Origin of the sequence: Streptomyces sp. WM6372 (assembly GCF_001279655.1) — a bacterium.
Taxonomy (GTDB): Bacteria; Actinomycetota; Actinomycetes; order Streptomycetales; family Streptomycetaceae; genus Streptomyces.
In genome coordinates this window covers 117448-138709 of record NZ_LGDB01000058.1, presented here as the reverse complement: position 1 = coordinate 138709, position 21262 = coordinate 117448, and the positions used below count along the sequence as shown (strand labels likewise).

Annotated in this window: 19 protein-coding genes; 8 read left to right on the top strand and 11 right to left on the bottom strand. The window is 72.4% G+C overall.

The features are described 5' to 3' along the window. From ADK52_RS07320 to ADK52_RS07295, 6 genes are all read right to left on the bottom strand, one after another. The coding region (locus ADK52_RS07320; protein WP_234343500.1) for a sugar phosphate isomerase/epimerase family protein at positions 1-682 on the bottom strand (682 nt) is incomplete at its 3' end. Beyond that, complete coding sequence (locus ADK52_RS44390) at positions 679-1776, bottom strand: alcohol dehydrogenase catalytic domain-containing protein (RefSeq protein WP_053688941.1); 1098 nt, start codon at positions 1774-1776, stop codon at positions 679-681. The genes ADK52_RS44390 and ADK52_RS07320, both read right to left, overlap by 4 nt. Beyond that, positions 1773-2789, bottom strand: coding sequence for an ROK family protein (locus ADK52_RS07310; protein WP_234343498.1), 1017 nt, complete (start codon positions 2787-2789; stop codon positions 1773-1775). Before ADK52_RS07310 ends, ADK52_RS44390 begins: the two co-directional genes overlap by 4 nt. Next, positions 2786-3499, bottom strand: coding sequence for an HAD-IA family hydrolase (locus ADK52_RS07305; RefSeq protein WP_053688940.1), 714 nt, complete (start codon positions 3497-3499; stop codon positions 2786-2788). The genes ADK52_RS07310 and ADK52_RS07305 overlap by 4 nt, the downstream gene beginning before the upstream one ends. A 9-nt stretch (positions 3500-3508) precedes the next feature. Next, entirely contained in the window at positions 3509-4261 is a 753-nt protein-coding gene (locus ADK52_RS07300; RefSeq protein ID WP_053688939.1) for an SDR family NAD(P)-dependent oxidoreductase, read from the bottom strand. Beyond that, on the bottom strand, positions 4258-5499 hold the full coding sequence (locus ADK52_RS07295) for a sedoheptulose 7-phosphate cyclase (RefSeq protein WP_053688938.1): 1242 nt from the start codon (positions 5497-5499) through the stop codon (positions 4258-4260). Before ADK52_RS07295 ends, ADK52_RS07300 begins: the two co-directional genes overlap by 4 nt. A gap of 224 nt (positions 5500-5723) precedes the next feature. On the opposite strand from ADK52_RS07295, the gene ADK52_RS07290 reads away from it, so the two are divergent. Beyond that, the gene (locus ADK52_RS07290; RefSeq protein WP_053688937.1) at positions 5724-6185 is read left to right on the top strand and encodes a hypothetical protein; all 462 of its coding nucleotides are present in this window, start codon (positions 5724-5726) and stop codon (positions 6183-6185) included. Positions 6186-6237: 52 nt separating this feature from the next. Here the strand turns inward: ADK52_RS07290 and ADK52_RS07285 are convergent, their stop codons facing one another. The 3 genes from ADK52_RS07285 to ADK52_RS07275 form a co-directional block, all read right to left on the bottom strand. Then, positions 6238-7422, bottom strand: coding sequence for an MAB_1171c family putative transporter (locus ADK52_RS07285; protein WP_078988046.1), 1185 nt, complete (start codon positions 7420-7422; stop codon positions 6238-6240). Next, positions 7419-7964 carry a hypothetical protein gene (locus ADK52_RS07280; protein ID WP_053688936.1) on the bottom strand — a complete coding sequence of 182 codons (546 nt, stop codon included), beginning with the start codon at positions 7962-7964 and terminating at the stop codon, positions 7419-7421. Before ADK52_RS07280 ends, ADK52_RS07285 begins: the two co-directional genes overlap by 4 nt. A 189-nt stretch (positions 7965-8153) precedes the next feature. After that, on the bottom strand, positions 8154-8612 hold the full coding sequence (locus ADK52_RS07275; RefSeq protein WP_053688935.1) for an Lrp/AsnC family transcriptional regulator: 459 nt from the start codon (positions 8610-8612) through the stop codon (positions 8154-8156). Between the two features lie 168 nt (positions 8613-8780). On the opposite strand from ADK52_RS07275, the gene ADK52_RS07270 reads away from it, so the two are divergent. From ADK52_RS07270 to ADK52_RS07255, 4 genes are all read left to right on the top strand, one after another. Next, complete coding sequence (locus ADK52_RS07270; RefSeq protein WP_078988045.1) at positions 8781-9776, top strand: DMT family transporter; 996 nt, start codon at positions 8781-8783, stop codon at positions 9774-9776. Then, positions 9769-10962 (top strand): aromatic amino acid transaminase, encoded by a 1194-nt coding sequence (locus ADK52_RS07265; protein WP_053688934.1) that lies wholly within the window; start codon positions 9769-9771, stop codon positions 10960-10962. Before ADK52_RS07270 ends, ADK52_RS07265 begins: the two co-directional genes overlap by 8 nt. Before the next feature lie 194 nt (positions 10963-11156). Continuing rightward, on the top strand, positions 11157-13220 hold the full coding sequence (locus tag ADK52_RS07260) for a discoidin domain-containing protein (RefSeq protein ID WP_199828461.1): 2064 nt from the start codon (positions 11157-11159) through the stop codon (positions 13218-13220). 106 nt (positions 13221-13326) lie between these two features. Next, positions 13327-13953, top strand: a complete 627-nt coding sequence (locus tag ADK52_RS07255; protein ID WP_053688933.1) for a TetR/AcrR family transcriptional regulator — start codon at positions 13327-13329, stop codon at positions 13951-13953. Between the two features lie 45 nt (positions 13954-13998). Here the strand turns inward: ADK52_RS07255 and ADK52_RS07250 are convergent, their stop codons facing one another. Beyond that, entirely contained in the window at positions 13999-14958 is a 960-nt protein-coding gene (locus ADK52_RS07250) for a LysR family transcriptional regulator (RefSeq protein ID WP_053688932.1), read from the bottom strand. 159 nt (positions 14959-15117) lie between these two features. On the opposite strand from ADK52_RS07250, the gene ADK52_RS07245 reads away from it, so the two are divergent. Beyond that, positions 15118-18618: a M28 family peptidase gene (locus ADK52_RS07245; protein WP_107089994.1), complete on the top strand. Its 3501-nt coding sequence runs from the start codon at positions 15118-15120 to the stop codon at positions 18616-18618. Positions 18619-18693: 75 nt separating this feature from the next. On the opposite strand, the gene ADK52_RS07240 is transcribed toward ADK52_RS07245, so the two are convergent. Then, a complete protein-coding gene (locus ADK52_RS07240; RefSeq protein WP_053688931.1) occupies positions 18694-18972 on the bottom strand; it encodes a hypothetical protein in 279 nt (92 codons plus the stop codon). A 161-nt stretch (positions 18973-19133) separates the two neighbouring features. On the opposite strand from ADK52_RS07240, the gene ADK52_RS07235 reads away from it, so the two are divergent. Together ADK52_RS07235 and ADK52_RS07230 are read left to right on the top strand one after the other, a co-directional pair. After that, positions 19134-20414, top strand: coding sequence for a VWA domain-containing protein (locus tag ADK52_RS07235; protein ID WP_053688930.1), 1281 nt, complete (start codon positions 19134-19136; stop codon positions 20412-20414). Beyond that, positions 20414-21247, top strand: coding sequence for a hypothetical protein (locus ADK52_RS07230; protein ID WP_053688929.1), 834 nt, complete (start codon positions 20414-20416; stop codon positions 21245-21247). Before ADK52_RS07235 ends, ADK52_RS07230 begins: the two co-directional genes overlap by 1 nt. Positions 21248-21262: the final 15 nt, after the last annotated feature.

The following is a 21262-nucleotide window of genomic DNA, read 5'->3' as shown; positions in this document are numbered from 1 at the left end:
GGGCGGGTCCGTGCGCGGGGGCGGGTCCGTGCGCGGGGGCCGGGTCCTTCACGTGCAGGTCCGGCAGGAGCAGCCCGTGCGCCGCGACCTCGCGGGCGAAGGCCAGGGGGTCCTCCCCGGCCTCCTCGAGGTTTCCGGTGTCCAGCACCAGGCGCAGCGCCGGGTGGTCCACCGCGCGGGCGAGGGCGAGCGATGCGCGGGGGCCGAGGGGCGACTCGTACGCGAGCGTGAGGCCCGCCTCCGCGACGCGCTCGCCCAGGATCCGCAGCGCGTCGGCCGTACCGGCCCTCAGCCGCTCGGTCCTCGGCAGGCTCCGCCGGAAGCCCGGGACGTGGAGCACCTGCGCCCCCACGCGCAGTGCGCAGTCCAGGGCCCGCTCCAGTACGGCGAGCGCCGCCGGATCGGCGGTTCCCCGCTCGTCCGCCAGTCCGATGTCGTTGACGTGGTTGACCGCGAGGACGGGGACCGGGATGTCCGCGGCGATCGCCTCGGCCGCGCGCAGTTCGGCGGGTTCGCTGAGCAGGGGCCCGCGGTGGGCCCCTCCGAAGTCGAGGTGCAGCAGGTCGGATCCGGCCGCCAGGGCCGTGCGTGCCGCTGCCCGCCGGTCGGTGCTGATCCGCCACTGCGGCGCGGCGACCGCGAGCCCGGTGGTGGCGGCCGCCACGGCCGTCACAGCCGTCACAGCCGTCCGCCGATCCGGATGGCGGCCTTGAGCACCCGCCGCCCGTCGGCGACCCGGCCGTCCGAAGCCAGCACCGAGTTGACGAGGTCGGCCGCGCCCGCCAGGTCCACCTCGTGGGTCAGGACGTGCGCCCCCGGGGGTTCCTCGCCGTCCCGCGCCATGAGGAGGCCGACCGCCTGCCGCAGGTGCTCCCCCGACACCCCGCGGTGGCCGTGGAGCAGCAGGGGTCCGGCCGGCCGCTCGAAGCGGTGCACCCGCGGCGGCCACGGCCTGCCCCCGCAGTTGTCCGCGCGCAGGGCCGCGACGTCGATGCCGCCCGCGGACAGGGGGATGCGGCCGGAGGGCAGGCCCGCGTGCACGTCGACCAGCAGCGTGCCCTGTACGTGGAGGTCCACGGCGGACAGCGCCTCCCGCGTCCCGGTGCGCGGCGTGGCGATCACCGCGGCGACCGGTGAGGGCAGCGCCGCGAGCGCCTGCGGCAGGCCCGGATCCCGGGGGTGGACGGCCTCGGGGCCGTGGCCCACCAGGAGCGTGGGCAGCCCGGGGAGTTCGCGCTGCCAGGCATCGCGGGCCAGCCGTCCGACCGTCCCGTCGCCCCAGACCACCAGGGCTGCGGGGCTGGTCGTACGGAGGGCCGTGCGCAGGCCGTACAGGACGGAGGCCAGCGGCTCGGCCAGTGCCGCCACCCGCGGCCGGTCCGCGCCGTCCGGTACCGGCAGCACCAGTCCCGCGCGTACGGCGGTTGCGGGGATGCGGGTGCGTTCGGCCCACAGGCCCGGCAGGTTGTGCCCCAGCAGGAACGAGGGGTCGTCGGGGTGGGTGGGGTTCACGGTCACCAGCGAGCCCGCCGGCAGTCCGGAATCCCCCGGCTCCAGCAGGCGGGCCACGCCTTCGTGTCCCAGGACGGGGCTCGCATCGGGCCGCAGCCCGCGCAGGATCTGCCAGTCGGTGCCGCAGATCCCGGCGACGACCGGAGCCAGCAGTGCGTCACCCGGTGCGAGGCGCGGGGTCGCCGTCTCGGCTACCTCGACGCGGGTGCGGCCCCGGGCGTCCGGGGCCAGGCGCCGCAGCACGCGGTGGGTGGCCGCGCTCACGGGACGATCCCCGGCAGCCACGCGCCGATGCGTTCCGCGCCCCGCAGCGCGTCGACCGCGCCGGGGCCGCAGAACACCAGCCGGTCGGCGAGCCACCCCGCCTCCCGGCCGCGGTCGGCGTAGGAGGTCGGGGCGGCGAGCTGCCGGCGCAGCTCCTCGGCGTAGGGGAGGCCGAGCCCCTCGACCACTCCCCCGCCCAGCCCCAGCAGGTCGAGGTGCGGGTCGAGGCACCACAGGGTGCGGAGCATGTTCGCGACCGGTTCGACGCACAGTTCGAGCAGCCGCCGCGCGCCGGGATCCGCTGCCGCGAGCGCCTCGGGGAGCCAGGCGGGGAGTTCGGAACCCGCGACGAGGCCCAGCCGTTCGGCGAGTCGGGCGATGCCGGGACCGGAGGCGATCGAGGCGAGGTGGCCGGGTGCTCCGCAGGCGCACGGCAGATCCGAGCGCTCGGGCACGGAACCCGTGACCATGGCCGGGAGATGGCCGATCTCGCCCTGTAGGCCCCGGTCGTCGACCGGAATGCGCTTGCGGTCCCAGTCGGCGACGCGCAGCGCGATGCCGCTGCTGATGGTCAGGTAGCCGATGCGCCGGGTGCCGGGCCCGGCGTGCCCGGCGGCGAAGTCCGCGAGGGCGGCGGTGACGTCGTTGACCAGGTTCCAGGTGACGTCGGGACGGCGCCGGCGCAGCGCCGCCGCGAGGTCGTACGGTGCGGCCTCCGCTCCCCACAAGGGCGCCGATCCGTACACCGTGCCGGTGAGGTGGTCGATGGCGGCGCCGAAGGAGAGCGCCGCCCGGGCGCCGGGGGGCGCCGCCCGGCAGAGCAGGCCGAGCATGTCCTCCCGCAGTTCGGCGACGGACCGGCCCGGCTGGTTGAGCCTGCTGGGTGAGCGCAGCCGCTCCACGGGCGCCTGCGCTCCGCCGACCCGCAGCCGCGTCCAGGTGCCGCCGACGTCCGCCGCGAGCGTGGCCGCGGCGACGCTTCGCGTACGGGGCACCGCAGGGGTGTCGATCACCGCGCGCCCCCCGTACGGGCGGTGACCGGCTCGGGAACGGTCAGGACGACGCCTGCCGCCCCGGACGAGGACCCGGCCCCGGAGTCCGCCCCGGCCTCCGGCCCGGTGACCCGGAACCCGCTGAAGTCGGCGTACCGTTCGGCCGCGTCGTCGTACGTGGCCAGGCCTCCGATGACGACGGTGCGCGCGCCGCTCTCCAGCCCCGCCAGGACACCGGCGCCGGAGTCCTCGAACACGACCGTGGCGGCCGGTTCGACCCCCAGCGCGGCGGCGGCCCGCAGGTAGCCCTCGGGGTGGGGCTTGCCGTGGACCACGTCGTCCGCGGTCACCATGACCTCCGGCAGCGGCAGTCCGGCGGCGGCGAGCCTCACCTCGGCGAGCCTGCGGCCGGCCGAGGTCACGACGGCCCAGGCGTCCGGCGGCAGGGCGGCGAGGAGCTCGGCCGCGCCCGGTATCGCGGTGATCCCGGTGGTCTCCGACTCCTCGTGGGCGACGAGCCGCCGGGTCTCCGCGGCCGCGAGCTCCGGATCGGGGAGGAAGCGGCCCACCGTTTCCCGGGTGGGGCGGCCGTGCGCGTAGGCGAGTACGTCCGGCAGGGCCAGTCCGTGCCGGGCGCAGAAGCCGGCCCAGGTGGACTCGACGAGCGCGGTCGAATCGACCAGCGTGCCGTCCATGTCGAACAGCAGCGCTGACGTGTGCAGATGTGGCAAGGGGTGCTCCTACCGGGGGGAGTTGGCCAGGGGGCGCGACTGGGACGCCGGCGCACCGTCGCCGACGGGCGTCCAGCTGCCGTCGGCGTGCACGACGAGGGCCTCGCCGTGCTCGGCCGCGCCCCGGCTCCGGGCGAGTTCGGCGGCCAGCGGCGCGAACGTGGCCGGGGCCATGTAGCCGCTGTAGTCGAAGTCCTGCGACCGGCGGGCGCGGATGCCCGGGGTGTCGACCATGCCGGCGGGGAGCGCCTGGACGAGGCGCACCTGCGAGGGGTCGGTCTCCTGGGTGACCGACTGGACGAGCGAGCTGGCCGCGGCCTTGGTGGCGGCGTAGCCCGACCGGTTCGGACCGGCGTTGTAGACCACCTCGGAGGAGATGTGCAGGAACAGTCCGGGTGCGGCCGCGCGCAGCGCGGGCAGGGTCGCCTTCAGCGTCCACGCCAAGCCGTGCACGTTGATGGCGAACTGGTCCGTCCAGTCGGTGTCGTCGGTCTCCAGGAACGGCTCGCGCCGGGCGGTGAAGTAGACGGCCGAGTAGCAGACCAGGCCGACCCGGGACGGCAGGCCGGACCGCAGCGCCTCCCTGGCCCGCTCGGCGTCGCGGAAGTCGAGCCGGTGCCATACGAGCCGGTCGGCGCCGGGGCCGGCCGGCCTGCTGCGGCTGAACACGTGGGTCTCGATGCCCCGGGCGGCCCAGGCGTCGGCGACGCCCCGGCCGATCCCGGTCGATCCGCCGACCACCACCGCCGTGTCCGCGGTCATGCGCTGACCCGCTCGCGTACGGGCGCCGCGGCGGCCCCGGCCCGCGTTCCGGCGTGCTCGCTCAGCAGCCGCGCGGCGTCGCGCAGTTCCGCGGGCGTGACGTCGTTGACGAAGCGGTGCCGTCCGATGCCCATCGGCAGCGGCAGCCGCTGCTGGCCGTCCCGGTGGCGCACGGTGTCCCGCAGGGCGTCCTCCAGCAGCGTCGTGTCGTGCAGCACGTCGTTCCACAGCGGCAGGCCGAGCGCCCGGATCACGGCGTAGACGCGCTCGGCCTGGGCCTCGCCGACATCGCCGCGCAGGGTGGCCAGAGCCGTCGTCAGCGCCATGTCGATCACGACGGCTTCTCCGTGCAGCAGCTCGGGGAGCGCGTGCATTTCCAGGGTGGGGCTGAACGTGTGGCCGTAGTCGACGCAGCGCTCCAGCGTCGACTCCCACAGGTTGGGCTGGAGTTCCTCCAGCATGAGGTGGATGGACTCGGCGATGATCGCGTTCGAGGCCGTGGCCAGTTCCGGGGAGGTCCCCTGGAGCCGGTCGGCGCGTACGGCCGCGCCATGGCTCTCCAGCAGGTTGAACAGGTCCTCGGACCGGATGAGGGCCATCTTCAGGATCTCGGCGAGGCCGTTGCTGACGTGCCGCAGCGGCAGGCTGCGCAGGAACGACCGGTCCAGGAACGTGACCGTCGCCGGGGCGTACGTGCCCAGGCGGTTCTTGCCGAGCTCGTAGTTGACGCCGGTCTTGACCCCGACTCCGGCGTCCACGAGGCCGATCAGCGTCGTGGGGATGCGGATGTACGGCGTTCCGCGCCGGTAGAGGCTGGCCGCGAAGCCGACGATGTCGGTCAGCACGCCGCCGCCGATGGCGATGACCGGCTCGCGGCGGCGGTCGATCCCGAAGCTGTTCATCGCGTCGACGACGCGGGACACGGCGTCCCACTGCTTCACCGTCTCGTCGGCCCGCAGGGCCACGACGGTCGCGTCGATGCCGTGGGCGGCGAAGTAGGCGCGCACCTGGGCGCCGTAGAGCAGATCGACGTTCTCGTCGATGACGACGAGCCGCCGGTCCCCCCGGTTCATGGGCACCTCCGGGCACCCGGTCAGCAGTGCCGTGTTGTCCGGCGAGAAGAGGCCGTCGGAGCTGACGACGTGGTAACGCACCTGGCGGACGGCCTCGACCGTCCATGCCGGGCCGTTCTCGACGGCCTGGCGAAGCCCCTGAGTGAAAGCAGTACCGCTGCGCATGTCCCCTCCAGTTCGAGCGCCACATGACAAGGCAAGAGAAGTCTGTATCGGCGTCTCGTCCAATATAGTAGCAGCATGACTTCGACGACGTCACGTGTGTTAAACTTTCCGCAAGCGCCGATATAACAAGCGAGCGCGCGCGCACATGGGAACGCGGTCGAGCCTGAAGACCTCTGTGCTCACATACCAAACCCACGTCGCAAGAGCCCCCGGAGGTCGGACGCATGGCAACGCTGGCGGAACGCTTGAACTCCTGGTTTGCCGACGCCGCCACGGCGGACGCGGTGGGCCGCCTGCGCGAGCCGTCGACGTCCGAGGTGGCCCAGGCGATCTCGGACGACCCCCGGCACGGCGTGACGATCTCGCGGAGCTATCTGACGGCGCTGCGCAACGGCTCCCAGACCAACCCCACGGTCAGCGTGCTGTCGGCGATCGTCACGTACTTCCAGGGCCGGAACATGAGCCTGCCGGTGTCGGTGAGCGCCCTCATCGACGAGGAGCCGCCGGCGCGCGGCGCCGGGCTGCCGGACGAATGGGCGGCCCTGGCCGACCGGCAGGTGCGCTCGATCGCGATGCGGGCGGGCCAGTTCACGCCGGAGCTGCGCGATCAGCTGCTGTCGATCATGGACGTGCTGGACGCGTCGCGGCAGACCCCGCCCCCTCCGTCGGAGCGCGACGGCGCGTAACGCCTAGGCCGTGTCTTTCGGATCAGGCCGGGCCTGATCCGAAAGACACGGCCTAAAGCATCGGCGCCGGCTCCGCCAGCCGCCGGTCGCGCATCTCGCGCAGTTCGAGGGAGAGCCGGACGAGCGCGCCGAGATCCTCCTCGTAGTCGGTCCCACCGGCGCCGCACCGCAGCTTGGGAGCCAGTACGAACACGGACGCCGTCGGCGGGCCGTCGTCCCGGCCGTTCTGTTCGAGGAAGCGGCACAGCGCGCGGTCCACGAGACACGCGGACGTCCTCGGGTCGTCGTCCGCCTCGGGCGCCGGCCTCTCCTCGGCCACGAGTTGCAGGTAGGGGCCGAGCCTCGTGAGGCCGTCCCGGCATTCCACGTAACGCCGGTACACGGCCGGGGCATTCGCGAGGAGGAATCCGGGCCGGCGGCGGCGGTGGTCGAGAACCAGCTCGGGGTGGATTTCCACCAGCCGGTTCCACAGCTCCTCCAGACCGCGGAATTGGGTCTGGTAGTCGAGCCTCTCCCGCACGATCTGCACCACGCTCACGAACGCGGGCAGACTCAGCCCCGCGCACACCACGATCGTGGCGATCTGGCCGAATCCGAACGCATCGGCATACGTGACCCTCCGCCCCGGCTCGCGCAGCGTCGGCAGATTCACCCAGAGGAACCGGAATACGCACGAGAGTGCCAGCGCGGTCAGGCCGACGGAAATGACACTCAGCGAAAGCCGGTGCAGGGAACGCCCCTTGCGCGCATGGCGCGCGGCGAGCACCGCGCAGGCCGCGTACCCGAAGAGCAGGTAGAAATTGCCGAAATTGTAGAAGGTCCGCACCCGCCAGTCGACGAGGTACCTGGACGTCAGCACGTGGTTGCGCAGGGGGGACGGGAGGGCCACCGTCATCGCGGTCATCGCGGTCAGGCAGAGCGCGCAGGCGACGACCTCCCACGGCCACGGCGCACGCCAGCGGGTGAGCGGGCATTCGCGCAGGAACGCGACCATGAGGCAGAGACCGGTCAGCACGGCCACGTTGTAGGTGATCTTGGTGAACCCGGGGAGGGTGACGCCGTCGAGCCACGCGAGGATTCGAGGCTGGCTCAAGACGTTCCCGAGTCCCATGAGGAACAGTGCCAGGAAGAGGTGCAGGCGCATGGGGTCACGGAAGCGCTGCTGGACGAGTGCGGGGACCATCCAGGCCGCACCGCCCAGAAGCGTGACGATGGCGACCAGGTTGAGTGAGCTCACGTCAGCCCGTCGGTGAGGACCAGGCTGTTGTAGACCGAGGGCTGCCACGGCTGGTCGAGACCGTAGCGCCGCGCGCGCCGGCTCATGGAAATGGCCTGGTTCATGATGGTCGAGGCGATGATCTCGGCGTCGCGCTCGTCCCGGTCCGAGTAGCACGTCCGCAACTGCATGTCCGCCGGGCGCTCGCCCTCGATGTCGTAGGCGATGATGTGCCCCACCTCGTGGAGGATGATGTGCGCCTGGTGGGCCTTGGTGGTCTTCGCCTGATAGGCGATCACATCCTCGTCCTGGCGCGAGATCAGGACACCGAAGGGCCCGTCAGCGGGCAGATCCCATTCGAGCAGGCTGATCGGCGTACCGCGGTCCTCGCCGAGCAGCTCGCACAATGTGGTGACGCTGAGCGGCAGCTGTGGCGCCAGCCGGCGTATCAAGCGCCGGCTGTGAGAACGCAATTGGGCGTCGCGCAGACGATTTTCCCGTGCGCTCGTTTCCTGTGCACTCGGCGACCGCTTCAAGACACGCCCGTCCTGATTGCGGAACATATGGCCCCTCCCCGTATACCGCACCGGCCCAAACCTCGGACGACGACATGCAGTCGATCCCGGTGGGCCGGCCATCGGGTCAAATCTACGCCACGGCCCTGCATACCACGCGGCCACGAGATCAAGATCACCATCTTGTAACACTGACGGGAAACTTCCCCGTGAGCAGCCCGTTCTCCGCTCGCATTTTCACGTGGGGCCGGGATAGACCCGGGACTGCTTCACGCTGCCGAAGGCGAAGCTCGACTCGATCGACGCGATGCCCGGAATGGCGTGAATCCGGTTGCGGACGAGGGATTCGTACGCCTCCAGGCTCTCGATCACCACCCGGAGCAGGTAGTCGCTGCTTCCGGCCATCAGGTAGCAGTCCTGGATGTGCTCGATCAGCGCCACGTGCCCCTCGAAGACGGCGACCGCCTCCTTCGTGTGGCGGTCCAGACGGATCCGGACGAAGACGGTGATCGGCAGACCGAAGGCGACCTGGTCGACCATCGCCGTGTAGCCGCGGATCAGACCGGCCTCTTCCAGGCGTCGCACCCGGCGCAGACAGGGCGAAGGGGACAGCCGTACCCGGTCGGCAAGGTCCTGGTTGGACAGCCGTCCGTCGGCCTGCAACTCGCGGATGATCTGCAGATCGACTGCGTCCATCGCCCCTCCTCGGTCCTTCTCGGTCCTTCTCGGTCCTTCTCGGCTCTTCTTTGGCAGATCCTGCCCCAAACGTATGTCCGAGGAGCAGAACTGGCAATCGGCTGCCCCGGCGAAAGACCTAGCGTTGCGGCATGGCCGGATCCGGCCCCCGAGGCTGGAGGAGCCCCCTTGGTCACCACGAATGCCGGACCCGCGACGTCGCCCCCGCGGGCCGCCCGCGCCGCCGGCCTCCGGCGCCTGTCCCCGCAGGCGAAGGGCACGCTGGCACTGGTCGTGACCGTGCTGATCTGGGCCGCCTTCGCGCTCAGCGCCCGGGCCCTGAGCTCCTCCTCCCTGCTGCCCGCCGACGCCGCCCTGCTGCGCTTCGGCGTCCCGCTGCTCGTCCTGGCGCCCGCGCTGTGGCGGCGGCGCCTGCGGATCGCCGCCGTCCGCCCCGCAGCCGCGCTCAAGATCGCCTGTGGGGCCGGGGTGCCGTTCTTCCTGGCCGCGATGTACGGCGGCTCGCTGACCTCGGCGGCGTTCGTCGGCTCGATCGTCCCCGGGATGGTCCCGCTCTTCGTCTCCGCGCTGATGGTCGCCGGCGGCCGGGGCGCGCCCCGGGGCACGCAGGCGGCCGGCCTCGGGCTGATCGCGGTCGGCGTGGTCGCCCTGGTCTGGCGCTACGTCGTCCCGCTGAACACGCAGGTGCTGGCCGGCGCCGGGATCCTGCTCGTCGCGAGCGGGCTGTGGGCCCTGTACACGGTCGGGCTGAAGGAAGTGGACCTCGATCCCGTCGGATCGATCGGCCTGCTGTGCCTGCCCTCGTTCGCGGTGATGGCGCTCCTGGTCCTGACCGGGGTGCTGCCCACCGGCCTGGCCTCGGCCGCCGGGGGCGACATCGCCCTGTTCCTGGTGGTGCAGGGGCTGGGGGTCGGCCTGTGCGCGGGCCTGCTGTACGCCTTCGCCATCCGCAGCCTCGGCGCGGAGCGCAGCTCCACCGTCGGCAGCCTCAGCCCGGTCGCCGTGGTCCTGCTCGCCATCCCCCTGCTCGGCGAGTCGCCGACCGCGGCCGTGCTCGTCGGCGTCCCCCTCATCACCGCGGGCGTCGCCCTCGCCAACCGGCGCCCGCGCACCCCCGACCGCTCCCTCCCCCGCACCCAGCCCGAGGTTCCCGACCATGCTTGAGCTCCTCCTCCCGCCGCCCGTCGACCCGCTGTGGGACCTCACCGAGGCGTACGGCGCCGACGCCCGGCCCGAGCGCCTGAACCTCGTACTCGGCGTCTACCGCGACCAGACGGGCGGCACCCCGGTCATGGCGGCCGTGCGCGAGGCCGAGATACGCCTGGCGGAGCGCTCCGTCTCCAAGGAGTACCGGGGGCTGTCCGGCAACGCCGCCTTCAACCGGGCGATGCTGTCGCTGGTCCTGGGCTCCGGCGGCGCGGCCGAGCGGGCCGTGGCCGTCCAGACCGTCGCGGGCAGCGGCGCGCTGCGGCTGCTGGCCGATCTGATCTGCCGGACCCGGCCGGGCACGACGGTGTGGATCAGCGACCCCGCGTACGTCAACCACCGGCCCATCCTGGAGGCCGCCGGGCTGACCGTGCGGACGTACGGCTGGCTCGACGCCGAGGGCCGCTTCGACACGGCGGGGATGCTGCGCGACCTCGGCGGGGCGCGGCGGGACGACGTCGTGCTGCTCCAGGGCTGCTGCCACAACCCGACCGGGGTCGACCCGTCCGCGCGGGCCTGGGAGGCCGTGGCCGATCTCGCGGCCGAGCGCGGCTGGGTGCCGTTCGTGGACCTCGCGTACCACGGGCTCGGCGACGGCCTGGAGGCCGACCTCGCGGCCACCCGGCTGCTCGCGGAACGGGTGCCGGAGATGCTCGTCGCCATCAGCTGTTCGAAGAACTTCGGGCTGTACAGCGACCGGACCGGCTGCGCCGTCGTACTCGGCGCCTCGCGGCAGTCGCTGCGGCACGTGGAGACGGCGCTGCAGAACGCGGCCCGCACCCTCTACTCGATGCCGCCGGAGCACGGCGCCGCGGTGGTGACCGCGATCCTGGAGGACGACGGGCTGCGAGGGCTGTGGCGCGCCGAGCTGGACGGGATGCGGGCCCGGATCGAGGACAACCGGCGCGGGCTGACCGCGGAGCTGACCGCGCTGGGCCGGGACGCGCAGGCGGACGTGCTGGCGCGGCAGAAGGGGATGTTCTCGATGCTGCCGCTCACCGCGCGCCAGATGCTGCGGCTGCGCAACCGGTTCGCCATCTACGGGACGACCGCCGGGCGGATCAACATCGCGGGCATCCCGGCGCACCGGATCCCCTGCCTCGCGCAGGGCGTCGCGGCCGTCCTCGACGAGGGCGCCGAGTAGGCCGCGCCTTTCGGGTCACGCCCGCCCGGCACCTGACATCCCATCAGGTCAACCGTCCCGGACTCTTGACTCTGTTACCGCCGGTAGCCATTCTCGTCGCAACGCCTGCGCGGGACACGACGATCAGCCGGCTCCCTCAGACGGTCTGCGTCCTCGACCGCGCCATCCGCCGACCGATGACGTGAGTGATGACCATGACCCGAGTCCCGCACCGAAGGCGCAGGCCCCTCGCGCTGCTCGCCCTTCTCCTCGCCATGGTGGCCATGGCCCTCGGCCCCGCGCCCGGCGCGGCAGCCGAGGGCGATGCCGGCTGGTGGAACCCGACCGCGCGCCCCACGCCCGATTCCCAGATCAACGTCACGGGCGAGCCGTTCAAGGGCACCGACGCCCAGGGGCGGGTCCGGGGCTTCGTCGACGCCCACGACCACATCATGTCCAACGAGGGTTTCGGCGGCCGGCTCATCTGCGGCAAGGCGTTCTCCGACCTGGGGGTGGCCGACGCCCTCAAAGACTGCCCCGAGCACTACCCCGACGGCTCCCTCGCGATCTTCGACTTCATCACCAAGGGCGGGGACGGCAAGCACGACCCCAACGGCTGGCCGACGTTCAAGGACTGGCCCGCCCACGACTCCCTCACCCACCAGCAGAACTACTACGCCTGGATCGAGCGCGCCTGGCGCGGCGGCCAGCGCGTCCTCGTCAACGACCTCGTCACCAACGGGGTGATCTGCTCGGTCTACTTCTTCAAGGACCGCAGCTGCGACGAGATGACCGCCATCCGCCTGGAGGCGCAGAAGACCTACGACATGCAGGCCTTCATCGACAAGATGTACGGCGGCCCGGGCAAAGGCTGGTTCCGGATCGTCACCGACTCCGCGCAGGCCCGCGACGTCATCCAGCAGGGCAAGCTGGCCGTGGTCCTGGGCGTGGAGACCTCCGAGCCGTTCGGCTGCAAGCAGATCCTGGACGTCTCCCAGTGCAGCAAGCAGGACATCGACCGCGGCCTCGACGAGCTGTACCGGCTCGGCGTCCGCAGCATGTTCCTCTGCCACAAGTTCGACAACGCCCTGTGCGGGGTCCGCTTCGACGAGGGCGCCCTGGGCACGGCGATCAACGTCGGGCAGTTCCTGTCCACCGGCACCTTCTGGAAGACCGAGCAGTGCACCGGCCCGCAGCACGACAACCCGATCGGCCTGGCACCGGCGCCCTCGGCGCAGAAGGAGCTGCCGGCGGGCGTGGCGGTCCCCTCGTACGCGGCTGACGCGCAGTGCAACTCGCGCGGTCTCACCGACCTCGGCGAGTACGCCGTGCGCGGCATGATGAAACGCAAGATGATGCTCGAAGTCGACCACATGAGCGTCAAGGCGGCAGGCCGGGCCTTCGACATCCTCGAGTCCGAGTCCTACCCGGGCGTGATCTCCTCGCACAGCTGGATGGACCTGGGCTGGACCGAACGCCTCTACAAGCTGGGCGGGTTCGCCGCCCAGTACATGAACGGCGCCGAGGGGTTCAGCGGCGAGGCCGCCCGTACGAAGGCGCTGCGCGACAAGTACCAGGTCGGCTACGGGTACGGCACCGACATGAACGGGGTCGGCGGCTGGCCGGGCCCGCGCGGCGCCGACACCCCGAACCCGGTGAAGTACCCGTTCCGCAGCACCGACGGCGGCTCCGTCATCGACAAGCAGACCACCGGGCAGCGCACCTGGGACCTCAACACCGACGGCGCCGCGCACTACGGCCTCGTCCCCGACTGGATCGAGGACATCCGGCTCGTCGGCGGCCAGGGCGTCGTGGACGACCTCTTCAAGGGCGCCGAGTCCTACCTGCGCACCTGGGGGGCGTCCGAGCAGCACAAGGCCGGCGTCAACCTCGCCGCGGGCGCGCCCGCCTCGGCCAGCTCCGCCGAGTGGAACCCGTTCGTCAGCTACGCGCCCGGCCGGGCCGTGGACGGGGACACGGGCACCCGCTGGGCCAGTGACTGGAACGACGACCAGTGGCTGCGGATCGACCTCGGCTCCCCCGGCCTCGTCAAGCGCGTCACCCTCGACTGGGAGCGCGCGTACGGGAAGTCGTACCGGATCGAGGTGTCCACGGACGACGTGAACTGGCAGACCGTGTGGTCCACGACCACCGGCGACGGCGGCCTGGACACGGCGCGGTTCGCCGGGGTCCCGGCCCGGTACGTACGCGTCCACGGAGCGGGGCGCGGCACGCAGTGGGGCTACTCCCTGCACGAAGTCGGCGTGTACAGCAGCTGACGCCCGAAGCGGCGCCCGTGGGCCGGGGCCCTCGGGATCGGCTCGTCCGATCCCGAGGCCCCGGCCTCGGCCGTACCTCCGCCCGTACGAAGGGAACCGATTCCGCATGGCACGGATGCCGTTGGCGCAGCGGCGCAGGCAGCTGACCGAGGCCGCGATCCGCGCGATGGCCCGCGACGGCGTCCCCAGGACGACGACCCGGTCGATCGCCGCCGAGGCGGGCGTGTCGCTGAGCGTCTTCCACTACTGCTTCGACTCCAAGCAGGCGCTGCTCGAATCCGTCATCGAGACGATCACCGAGCACTACCTGGCGGTGGTCAAGGAGGCGATCCTGCCGCGCACCACCCTCCGCGAGACCGTCCGGGCCGGCTTCCAGGCCTACTGGGACCACGTCCGCGCCCACCCCGCCGAGCACATGCTCACGTACGAGCTCACCCAGTACGCCCTGCGCGAGCCGGGGTTCGAGCACCTGGCGCGGCGCCAGCACGAGCTGTACTGCGCGACGTACGCGGAACTGATCGAGCAGGTCAGCGGCATGGGGACCGGACTGCGCGTCCCCGTGCCCGTGCTGGCCCGCTACCTGGCGGCGATGACGGACGGGCTGACCCTGAACTTCCTCGTGCTCGGCGACGCGGCCGCGGCGGCGGAGATCCTCGACATGGTGTCCGACCACGTGGCCGGCCTCGTCCACGACGAGCGGCTGCTGCCGTCCTCCGGGCACCTGCGCCCCTGAGGGGCCCGGAGAGACCCCTGAGTGGCCCCTGAGAGCCGCACCTGCTCATCCGAGGACCGGGTGCGCCTCCGGGTGGGCGTCCCACCACGCGCGGTGGAACGGGTTGTTGTCCACGTTGGCCAGGTACGCGCCGGCCGCCGCGCGGTAGAGGGAGTCCGCCTGGGCGGCGGAGACCGCCGAGCGGTTCCAGGCGAGCCGGATGCGGCCGGTGATCGGGGTGCCGAGCAGCGGGCGCATCACCGTGCCCTCCACCGCGGGGGCCGTGGGCTGGGTGAGGGAGATGGCGCGGCCCGCCGCCACCAGGTCGTGCCGCATCTTGCGGTCGGTGATCCGGTGGCGCAGGGACGGGGCGAAGCCGGCCTTCGCGCAGGCCTCGACCAGCGCCTCGGGACCGCCGTCGTCGTCCTCCACCAGGGTCATCCACTGCTCGCCGGCCAGTTCGGCGAGGTCCAGGACCTCGCGCCCCGCCAGCGGGTGCCGGGTGGACATCCGGATGCAGAAGGGCTCCTTGGGCACCAGGGTCCGGGCCAGGGTGCCCTGGGGCAGGGCGACCTCGTGGTCGTTGACCTCGCCGTACAGGACGACGTCGTACCGGCCCGCGCCGAGCATCCGTACGAGCGCGGTCACCGAGTGCTCCACGTCCACGGTGATCTCCCGCCCGGACAGGACGAGGTCGGTCCGCGCGAGCAGTCCGTCGATCAGGACGAGCAGGATGCAGCCGAGCCGCAGCGGGGCGTCGGTCGCCATCGCGCGGGTCTCGGCGCCGAGGGTCTCCATCTCGGTGAGCACGCGGCGCGCCTTGGCCAGGACGAACTGGCCCAGCGGGGTGGGCTCCACCCCGCTCCGGCCGCGGACGAAGAGCTCGCCGCCCGTGACCCGCTCGATCCTGCGCAGCTGCGCGGAGAGCGCGGGCTGGGAGACCCCCAGCCGCCGGGCCGCGCCACCGAGACTGCCGGACTCCGCTATCTGGCACACGGCTTGCAGATGCCTCAACTCCAGCTGCATTCCGGCAGCTTACGCAGCGTGACCCCACGGCACCATAACGCGGACCTTATGCGCGCAGGTATGTCCCAATCTCGCCATGTCCACGCCCATACTCGGCGCGAACAGCCACCCGCACCCCCCACACACGATCGGAGTGGACTCTTGCAGCCCACCAGATGGATGGCCTCCGTGGCGGCCTTGGCGCTGACGGCGGGCCTCGCCGGCACGCTGGCCACCGCCGCGTCCGCCTCGCCACAGGCCCAGCCCCCCGCGCCCTCCCCCCAGGCCAAGTCCGCCGAGCGCGCGGTCGCCGCCGCCGACGCGGCGGTCCGCAGCGGCCTCGACACCCTGGTCAACTCGCCCCAGCAGCAGTACGACCGGCGCCTGGTCACCCCCTGGGTGCAGGACCTGTACTCCGTCTCCTACGAGCGCAGCTACCGCGGCCTGCCGGTCGTCGGCGGCGACGCGGTGGTCCTCGCCGACGGCGAGGGCCGCGTACGCGCCGTCCAGTCGGCCTCCGCCACCGCGATCGACGTGGCGACCACCCCCTCGGTCACCGCGAAGGCGGCGGAGGCCGTCTCGCGTGCGGAGCTGGCCAAGGTCGACGAGGTGCAGGGCAGCCGGCTCGTCGTCAAGATCAAGGACGACAAGCAGGTCCTCGCCTGGGAGACCGTCCTCTCCGGCAGCACCAAGACCGCGCCCAGCAAGCTGCACGTGTTCGTGGACGCCCGCACCGGCAAGGTCGTCGACCGCCACGACGAGGTCGTCGCCGGCAGCGCCACCAGCAAGTGGAACGGCCCGAACCCGCTCACCATCGACACCACCGCCTCGGGCGGCTCGTACTCGCTGCGCGACCCGAACCGGCCCGGTCTGAGCTGCGCCGACTACAGCACCGGCACCGTGTTCACGAAGTCCTCGGACTCCTGGGGCACGGGCAACGCGACGTCCAAGGAAACCGGCTGCGCGGACCTGATGTTCGCCGCCCAGAAGCAGTGGGACATGCTGAGCCAGTGGCTGGGCCGCAACGGCGTCAGCGGCAACGGCCGCAGCTTCCCCGGCAAGGTGGGCCTGGGCGACCTCAACGCCTACTGGGACGGCAGCTCGGTCACCATCGGGCACAACAGCGCCAACGAGTGGATCGCCGGGATCGACGTGGTGGGCCACGAGTACGGGCACGCCATCGACTCCAACACCCCCGGCGGCACCAGCGGCCAGGAGTCCGGGCTCGGCGAGGGCACCGGCGACATCTTCGGCGCGCTGACCGAGGCGTACGCGAACGAGCCGGCCCCGTACGACACTCCGGACTACACCGTCGGCGAGATGATCAACCTCACCGGCAGCGGTCCGATCCGGAACATGTACAACCCGCCGGCCGTCGACAACGACCCGGCCTGCTACAGCTCCGCGATACCCGGTACCGAGGTGCACGCGGCGGCAGGACCCCTGAACCACTGGTTCTACCTGCTCGCCGAGGGCAGCAGCCCCGGCGGCGGCAAGCCGAACAGCCCCACCTGCAACCAGTCCACGGTCACCGGCGTGGGCGTGCAGACCGCGGGCAAGATCTTCTACGGCGGCATGCTGCTCAAGACCAGCAGCATGTCGTACAAGAAGTACCGGACGGCGACGCTCAGCGCCGCCAAGTCGCTCGACCCGGCCACCTGCAACCTGTTCACCCGGACCAAGGCCGCCTGGGACGCGATCAGCGTGCCCGCCCAGTCCGGCGACCCGACCTGCACCCCGAGCGGGCAGAACGACGACTTCTCGATGGCGCTGAACCCCTCCTCGGGCACCGTCCAGCAGGGCGCCTCGGTCACCACCACCGTGACCACCAGCACCACCACCGGCCAGGCGCAGCAGGTGACGCTCACGGCCACCGGCCTGCCGTCCGGGGTGAGCGCCTCCTTCAACCCGGCCACCGTGCAGTCCGGCCAGTCCTCGACGCTGACGCTGTCCGCCACGGCCAACGCGGCGCCCGGCTCCTCCGTCATCACGGTCAAGGGCCAGGGCCCGAGCCTCGCGCACACCGTCGACTACGCGCTCAGTGTCGGCGGAACCACCCCGCCCCAGCCCGAGCCGCCGAACATCAACGTGGCCAACGTCCAGGCCCACCTGACCCAGCTGAACACCATCGCCTCCCAGAACGGCGGCAACCGCCGGGCGGGCAGCGCCGGTTACACCCAGTCCGTGGCGTACATCAAGGGCAAGCTGCAGGCGGCCGGCTTCACCGTCACCGAGCAGAACTGCACCTCGTGCACCTACCCGTCCAGCAACCTGATCGCGGACTGGCCCGGCGGTCCGGCCGATCAGACGGTCATGTTCGGCGCCCACCTCGACAGCGTCTCGGCGGGCCCGGGCATCAACGACAACGGCTCGGGCTCCGCGACCCTGCTGGAGAACGCGCTCGTCCTCGCGCAGAAGAACCCCACCCTGACCAAGCACGTGCGCTTCGCCTGGTGGACCGACGAGGAGCAGGGCCTGAACGGCTCGGAGTTCTACGTGGGCCGGCTCAGCAGCGCCGAGAAGGCCGCCATCAAGGGCTACTACAACTTCGACATGGTCGGCTCGCCCAACGGCGGCTACTTCATCAACAACCTCAACTCGACCACGGCCGCGCCGCTGAAGGCGTACTGGGCCTCGCTGAACCTCGCCCCCGAGGAGAACACCGAGGGCCAGGGCCGCAGTGACGACTACTCCTTCCAGCAGGGCGGCATCCCCACCTCCGGCTACGCGGCCGGTGCCAGCGCCCGCAAGACCCCGGCGCAGGCGACCAAGTGGGGCGGCACCGCGAACGCGGCGTACGACTCCTGCTACCACAGCTCCTGCGACACGACGAACAACATCAACGCGACGGTGCTGGACCGCAGCGCCGACGGGGTCGCCTACGCGATCTGGAAGCAGGCCGTCGGCGGTGACACCCCGGCGCAGGACTTCTCGATCGGCACCTCCCCGGCCGCCGGCTCCGCCGCCCCGGGCACCAGCGTCACCTCCACGGTGAACACCACCACCGTGAGCGGCAGCCCGCAGACGCTCGCCCTGTCGGTCTCCGGCGCCCCGTCCGGGGTGACCGCGACGCTCAGCCCGGCCTCCGTGCAGTCCGGCGGCTCCTCGACGCTCACCGTGCAGGTCGGCGCGGCCACCACGGCGGGCACGTACACGCTGACCGTCACCGGCACGGGCACGGTCGCCCACAGCACCACCTACACCCTGACCGTCGGCGGCGGGGGCACGTGCACCCCGAAGCAGGTCGTGGTCAACGGCGGCTTCGAGAACGGGAGCAGCCCGTGGACCGCCACCGCCGGGGTCGTCACCAACCAGTCCGGACAGGTCTCGCACGGCGGGGCGTACATGGCGTGGCTGGACGGCTACGGCTCCTCGCACACCGACAGTGCGTCGCAGTCGCTGGCCCTCCCGGCCGGCTGCGCCTCGGCCCGGCTCGCCTTCTACCTCCACATCGACACCGACGAGGACGAGAACGTGGTCTACGACCGGTTCACCGTCTCGGTGGGCGGCCAGACCCTGGAGACCCTGTCCAACCTGGACGCGGCCCCGGGCTACGTGCTCAAGAGCTACGACGTGTCCCGGTTCGCCGGCCAGACCGTCACCCTGACGTTCCAGGGCGTGGAGGACCAGTCCCTCCAGACCTCCTTCGTCGTGGACGACGTCACCCTCCAGGCGAGCTGACGCCCGCCTCCTGATCCGCTCACGAGCGGCACGCGCCCCGGCCCCCGCGGCCGGGGCGCGTGCCGCTCGGCCGCGTCAGTAACGACGCGGGGACATGACCTGGGGAACGGCGTCCGGGGCCTCCAGGACGCAGCGCGGTACGCCGGGGCCGGGTGTCGCACGTACGGACACCGATGTCGGCGGATCGGTCGGAAGTTCCACCTGCACGGTGACCGGCCGGTCGTGGTGCGTCGTGCCGTGCCCGGTCTCCTTGCCGTCGACCAGGATCTCCACCTCGACGTGGCGGCCGGTCTCGACGGTGGCGCTGACGGAGTGCCCCGCATGATCGATGTGGAAGTGATGGCGTCGTCTCATGGGATCGCCTCCGTCGGGGCACTGCGAGCCGTCCCCCCGTCCAGGGTAGTCGCGGGCGGCGCCGGCGGCAGGTCGGGCGGGTGGCGGCCGGGCGACCGGACGGCCGGGCTTCCCCGGGGAGCGTTTTGGCTCCGGGGGCCGATCCTCAATACGATCCGGCGATGATCACAAGAAAATGGGTGGCGGCCGGGGCCTGCGGCCTGTTGGCCACTCTGGCGGTCGGGCTCTTCCCGGCGAATGCCGCCGCCGGCGAACCGGTGGCGAAGGAGTCTCCCAAGGTCGAGCTGGTCCTCGACGTCAGCGGCTCGATGCGGGCGACCGACATCGACGGCAAGTCCCGTATGGCCGCGGCGAAGCAGGCGTTCAACGAGGTACTGGACGCCACGCCGGACGAGGTACGGCTCGGGATACGGACCCTGGGGGCCACCTATCCCGGTGACGACCGGCAGCTCGGCTGCAAGGACACCAAGCAGCTCTACCCGGTCGGCAAGCTCGACCGGACCGAGGCGAAGACGGCGGTGGCCACCCTGGCCCCCACCGGCTGGACGCCGATCGGGCCGGCCCTGCTGGGCGCGGCCGAGGACCTCAAGGGCGGTGACGCCACCCGGCGGATCGTGCTCATCACCGACGGCGAGGACACCTGTGCCCCGCTCGACCCGTGCGAGGTGGCCCGCGACATCGCGGCCCAGGGCATCCACCTCGTCATCGACACGCTCGGGCTCGTCCCCGACGCCAAGACGCGCAACCAGCTGATCTGCATCGCCGAAGCCACCGGCGGCACCTACACCTCCGTACAGCACACCGCCGAACTCTCCGGCCGCGTCAAGCAGTTGGTGGACCGGGCGGCGACCCCGGTCGTCACCCCGGTGGCCACCGAGGGCGCCAAGCAGTGCGCGGGCGCCCCGAAGCTCGGGGCGGGTCTGTACACCGACCGCGAGAGCTTCGGCGAGCACCGCTGGTACCGGGTGGACGTCAAGCCCGGCCAGGAGCTGCGCGCTTCGGTGAGCATCGCCGCCGACCGCGCCGTCAACAACGACTACGGGGTCATGCTGCGGGCGACGACCGTGCACGGGCGGGAGATCGTCCGCGGCTCGGAGGCGGGCGACGGACGCACCGACCTGATCTCGACGGGTCTGCGCTACCCGAAGGCCGAGGTCGACGACTCCGAGGCGGACGGCGACGGGAAGGCGGCGGTGGAGACCGTCTGCCTCCAGGTCAGCAACTCCTTCTCGGCGCCCGCCTCGGTCAAGACCACCCCGGGCCTGCCCGTCGAGCTCACCATCGACGTGGTCGACGGGCCCGACGACGCGTCCGACGCGGCGGCGTTCGGTCTCGGCCGGGGCTGGTGGCTGCTCGGCGTTCTGGTGCTCGCCGGTCTCGTCGCCGGTCTGCTGTGGGGCTGGATCTCCCGCTGGCGTATCTCGGTCTGGAGGACCAACTGATGCGTACCGTACGCATACTGACCGCCGCCGCCCTCGCCGCAGGCGGTGTGCTCGGCATGGCGGGCGCCGCCCTGGCGGACACCCCGTCGGCGAGCGCGAGCGCCAGTGCGAGCCCGGGCGGCAAGGCCTCCGGGCCGACCGAGGCGGGCACGGCCTTCCGTACCGCCACGGCGATCCGGCCGGGCCAGCGGGCCACGGCCGACGCGTCCACCGGTGACTACCTGTACTGGGCGGTCCCGCTGGACTCGGGGCAGCGGGCCACGGTCAAGGCCACGGTGAAGCTGCCGGCGGCGGCGAGCCGGCACGGCGCCTCGACCTGGCAGCTCGACGTCTACGACGGGCTGCGCCGCCGCCAGGCCTGCACCTACGGCACGCAGCAGGCCGCGGCGGCCAAGGAGGCAGCCACGGCCGAGCTGTCCTGCACCCTGCGCACCGTGCGCCCGGGTGCGGAGCCCTGGGCCGACGACCCGCTGCCCGGCACCTACTACGTCCGTCTGACGGTCGTCGGCGTGGCGGAGGAGGACCTCGGTCTTCCGGTACGGGCCGAGGTGGAGGCCTCCACCCGGGACACGGGAGGCGCCTTCGCGGTGGACGGCGCCCTCGCGGCACCGCTCGTACCCGGCATCGGCAAGACCGCGCAGGCGGGCTCGGGGAGTTCGGCCCCGCAGCCGGCGGCCGTCGGCGAGCCGGCCGACGGCTGGTCCGGCGGCCGGTGGTCCGACCGCTGGGTCTGGACGGCGGCGGGCGGACTGCTCGGCGCCCTCGCCGGCATCTTCGGGTACTCCCTCACCCGCGGCGGCGGCCGTCCCTCCCGGGTCCCGCCCCGCGCCTGACGGCCCCGGCGGCCA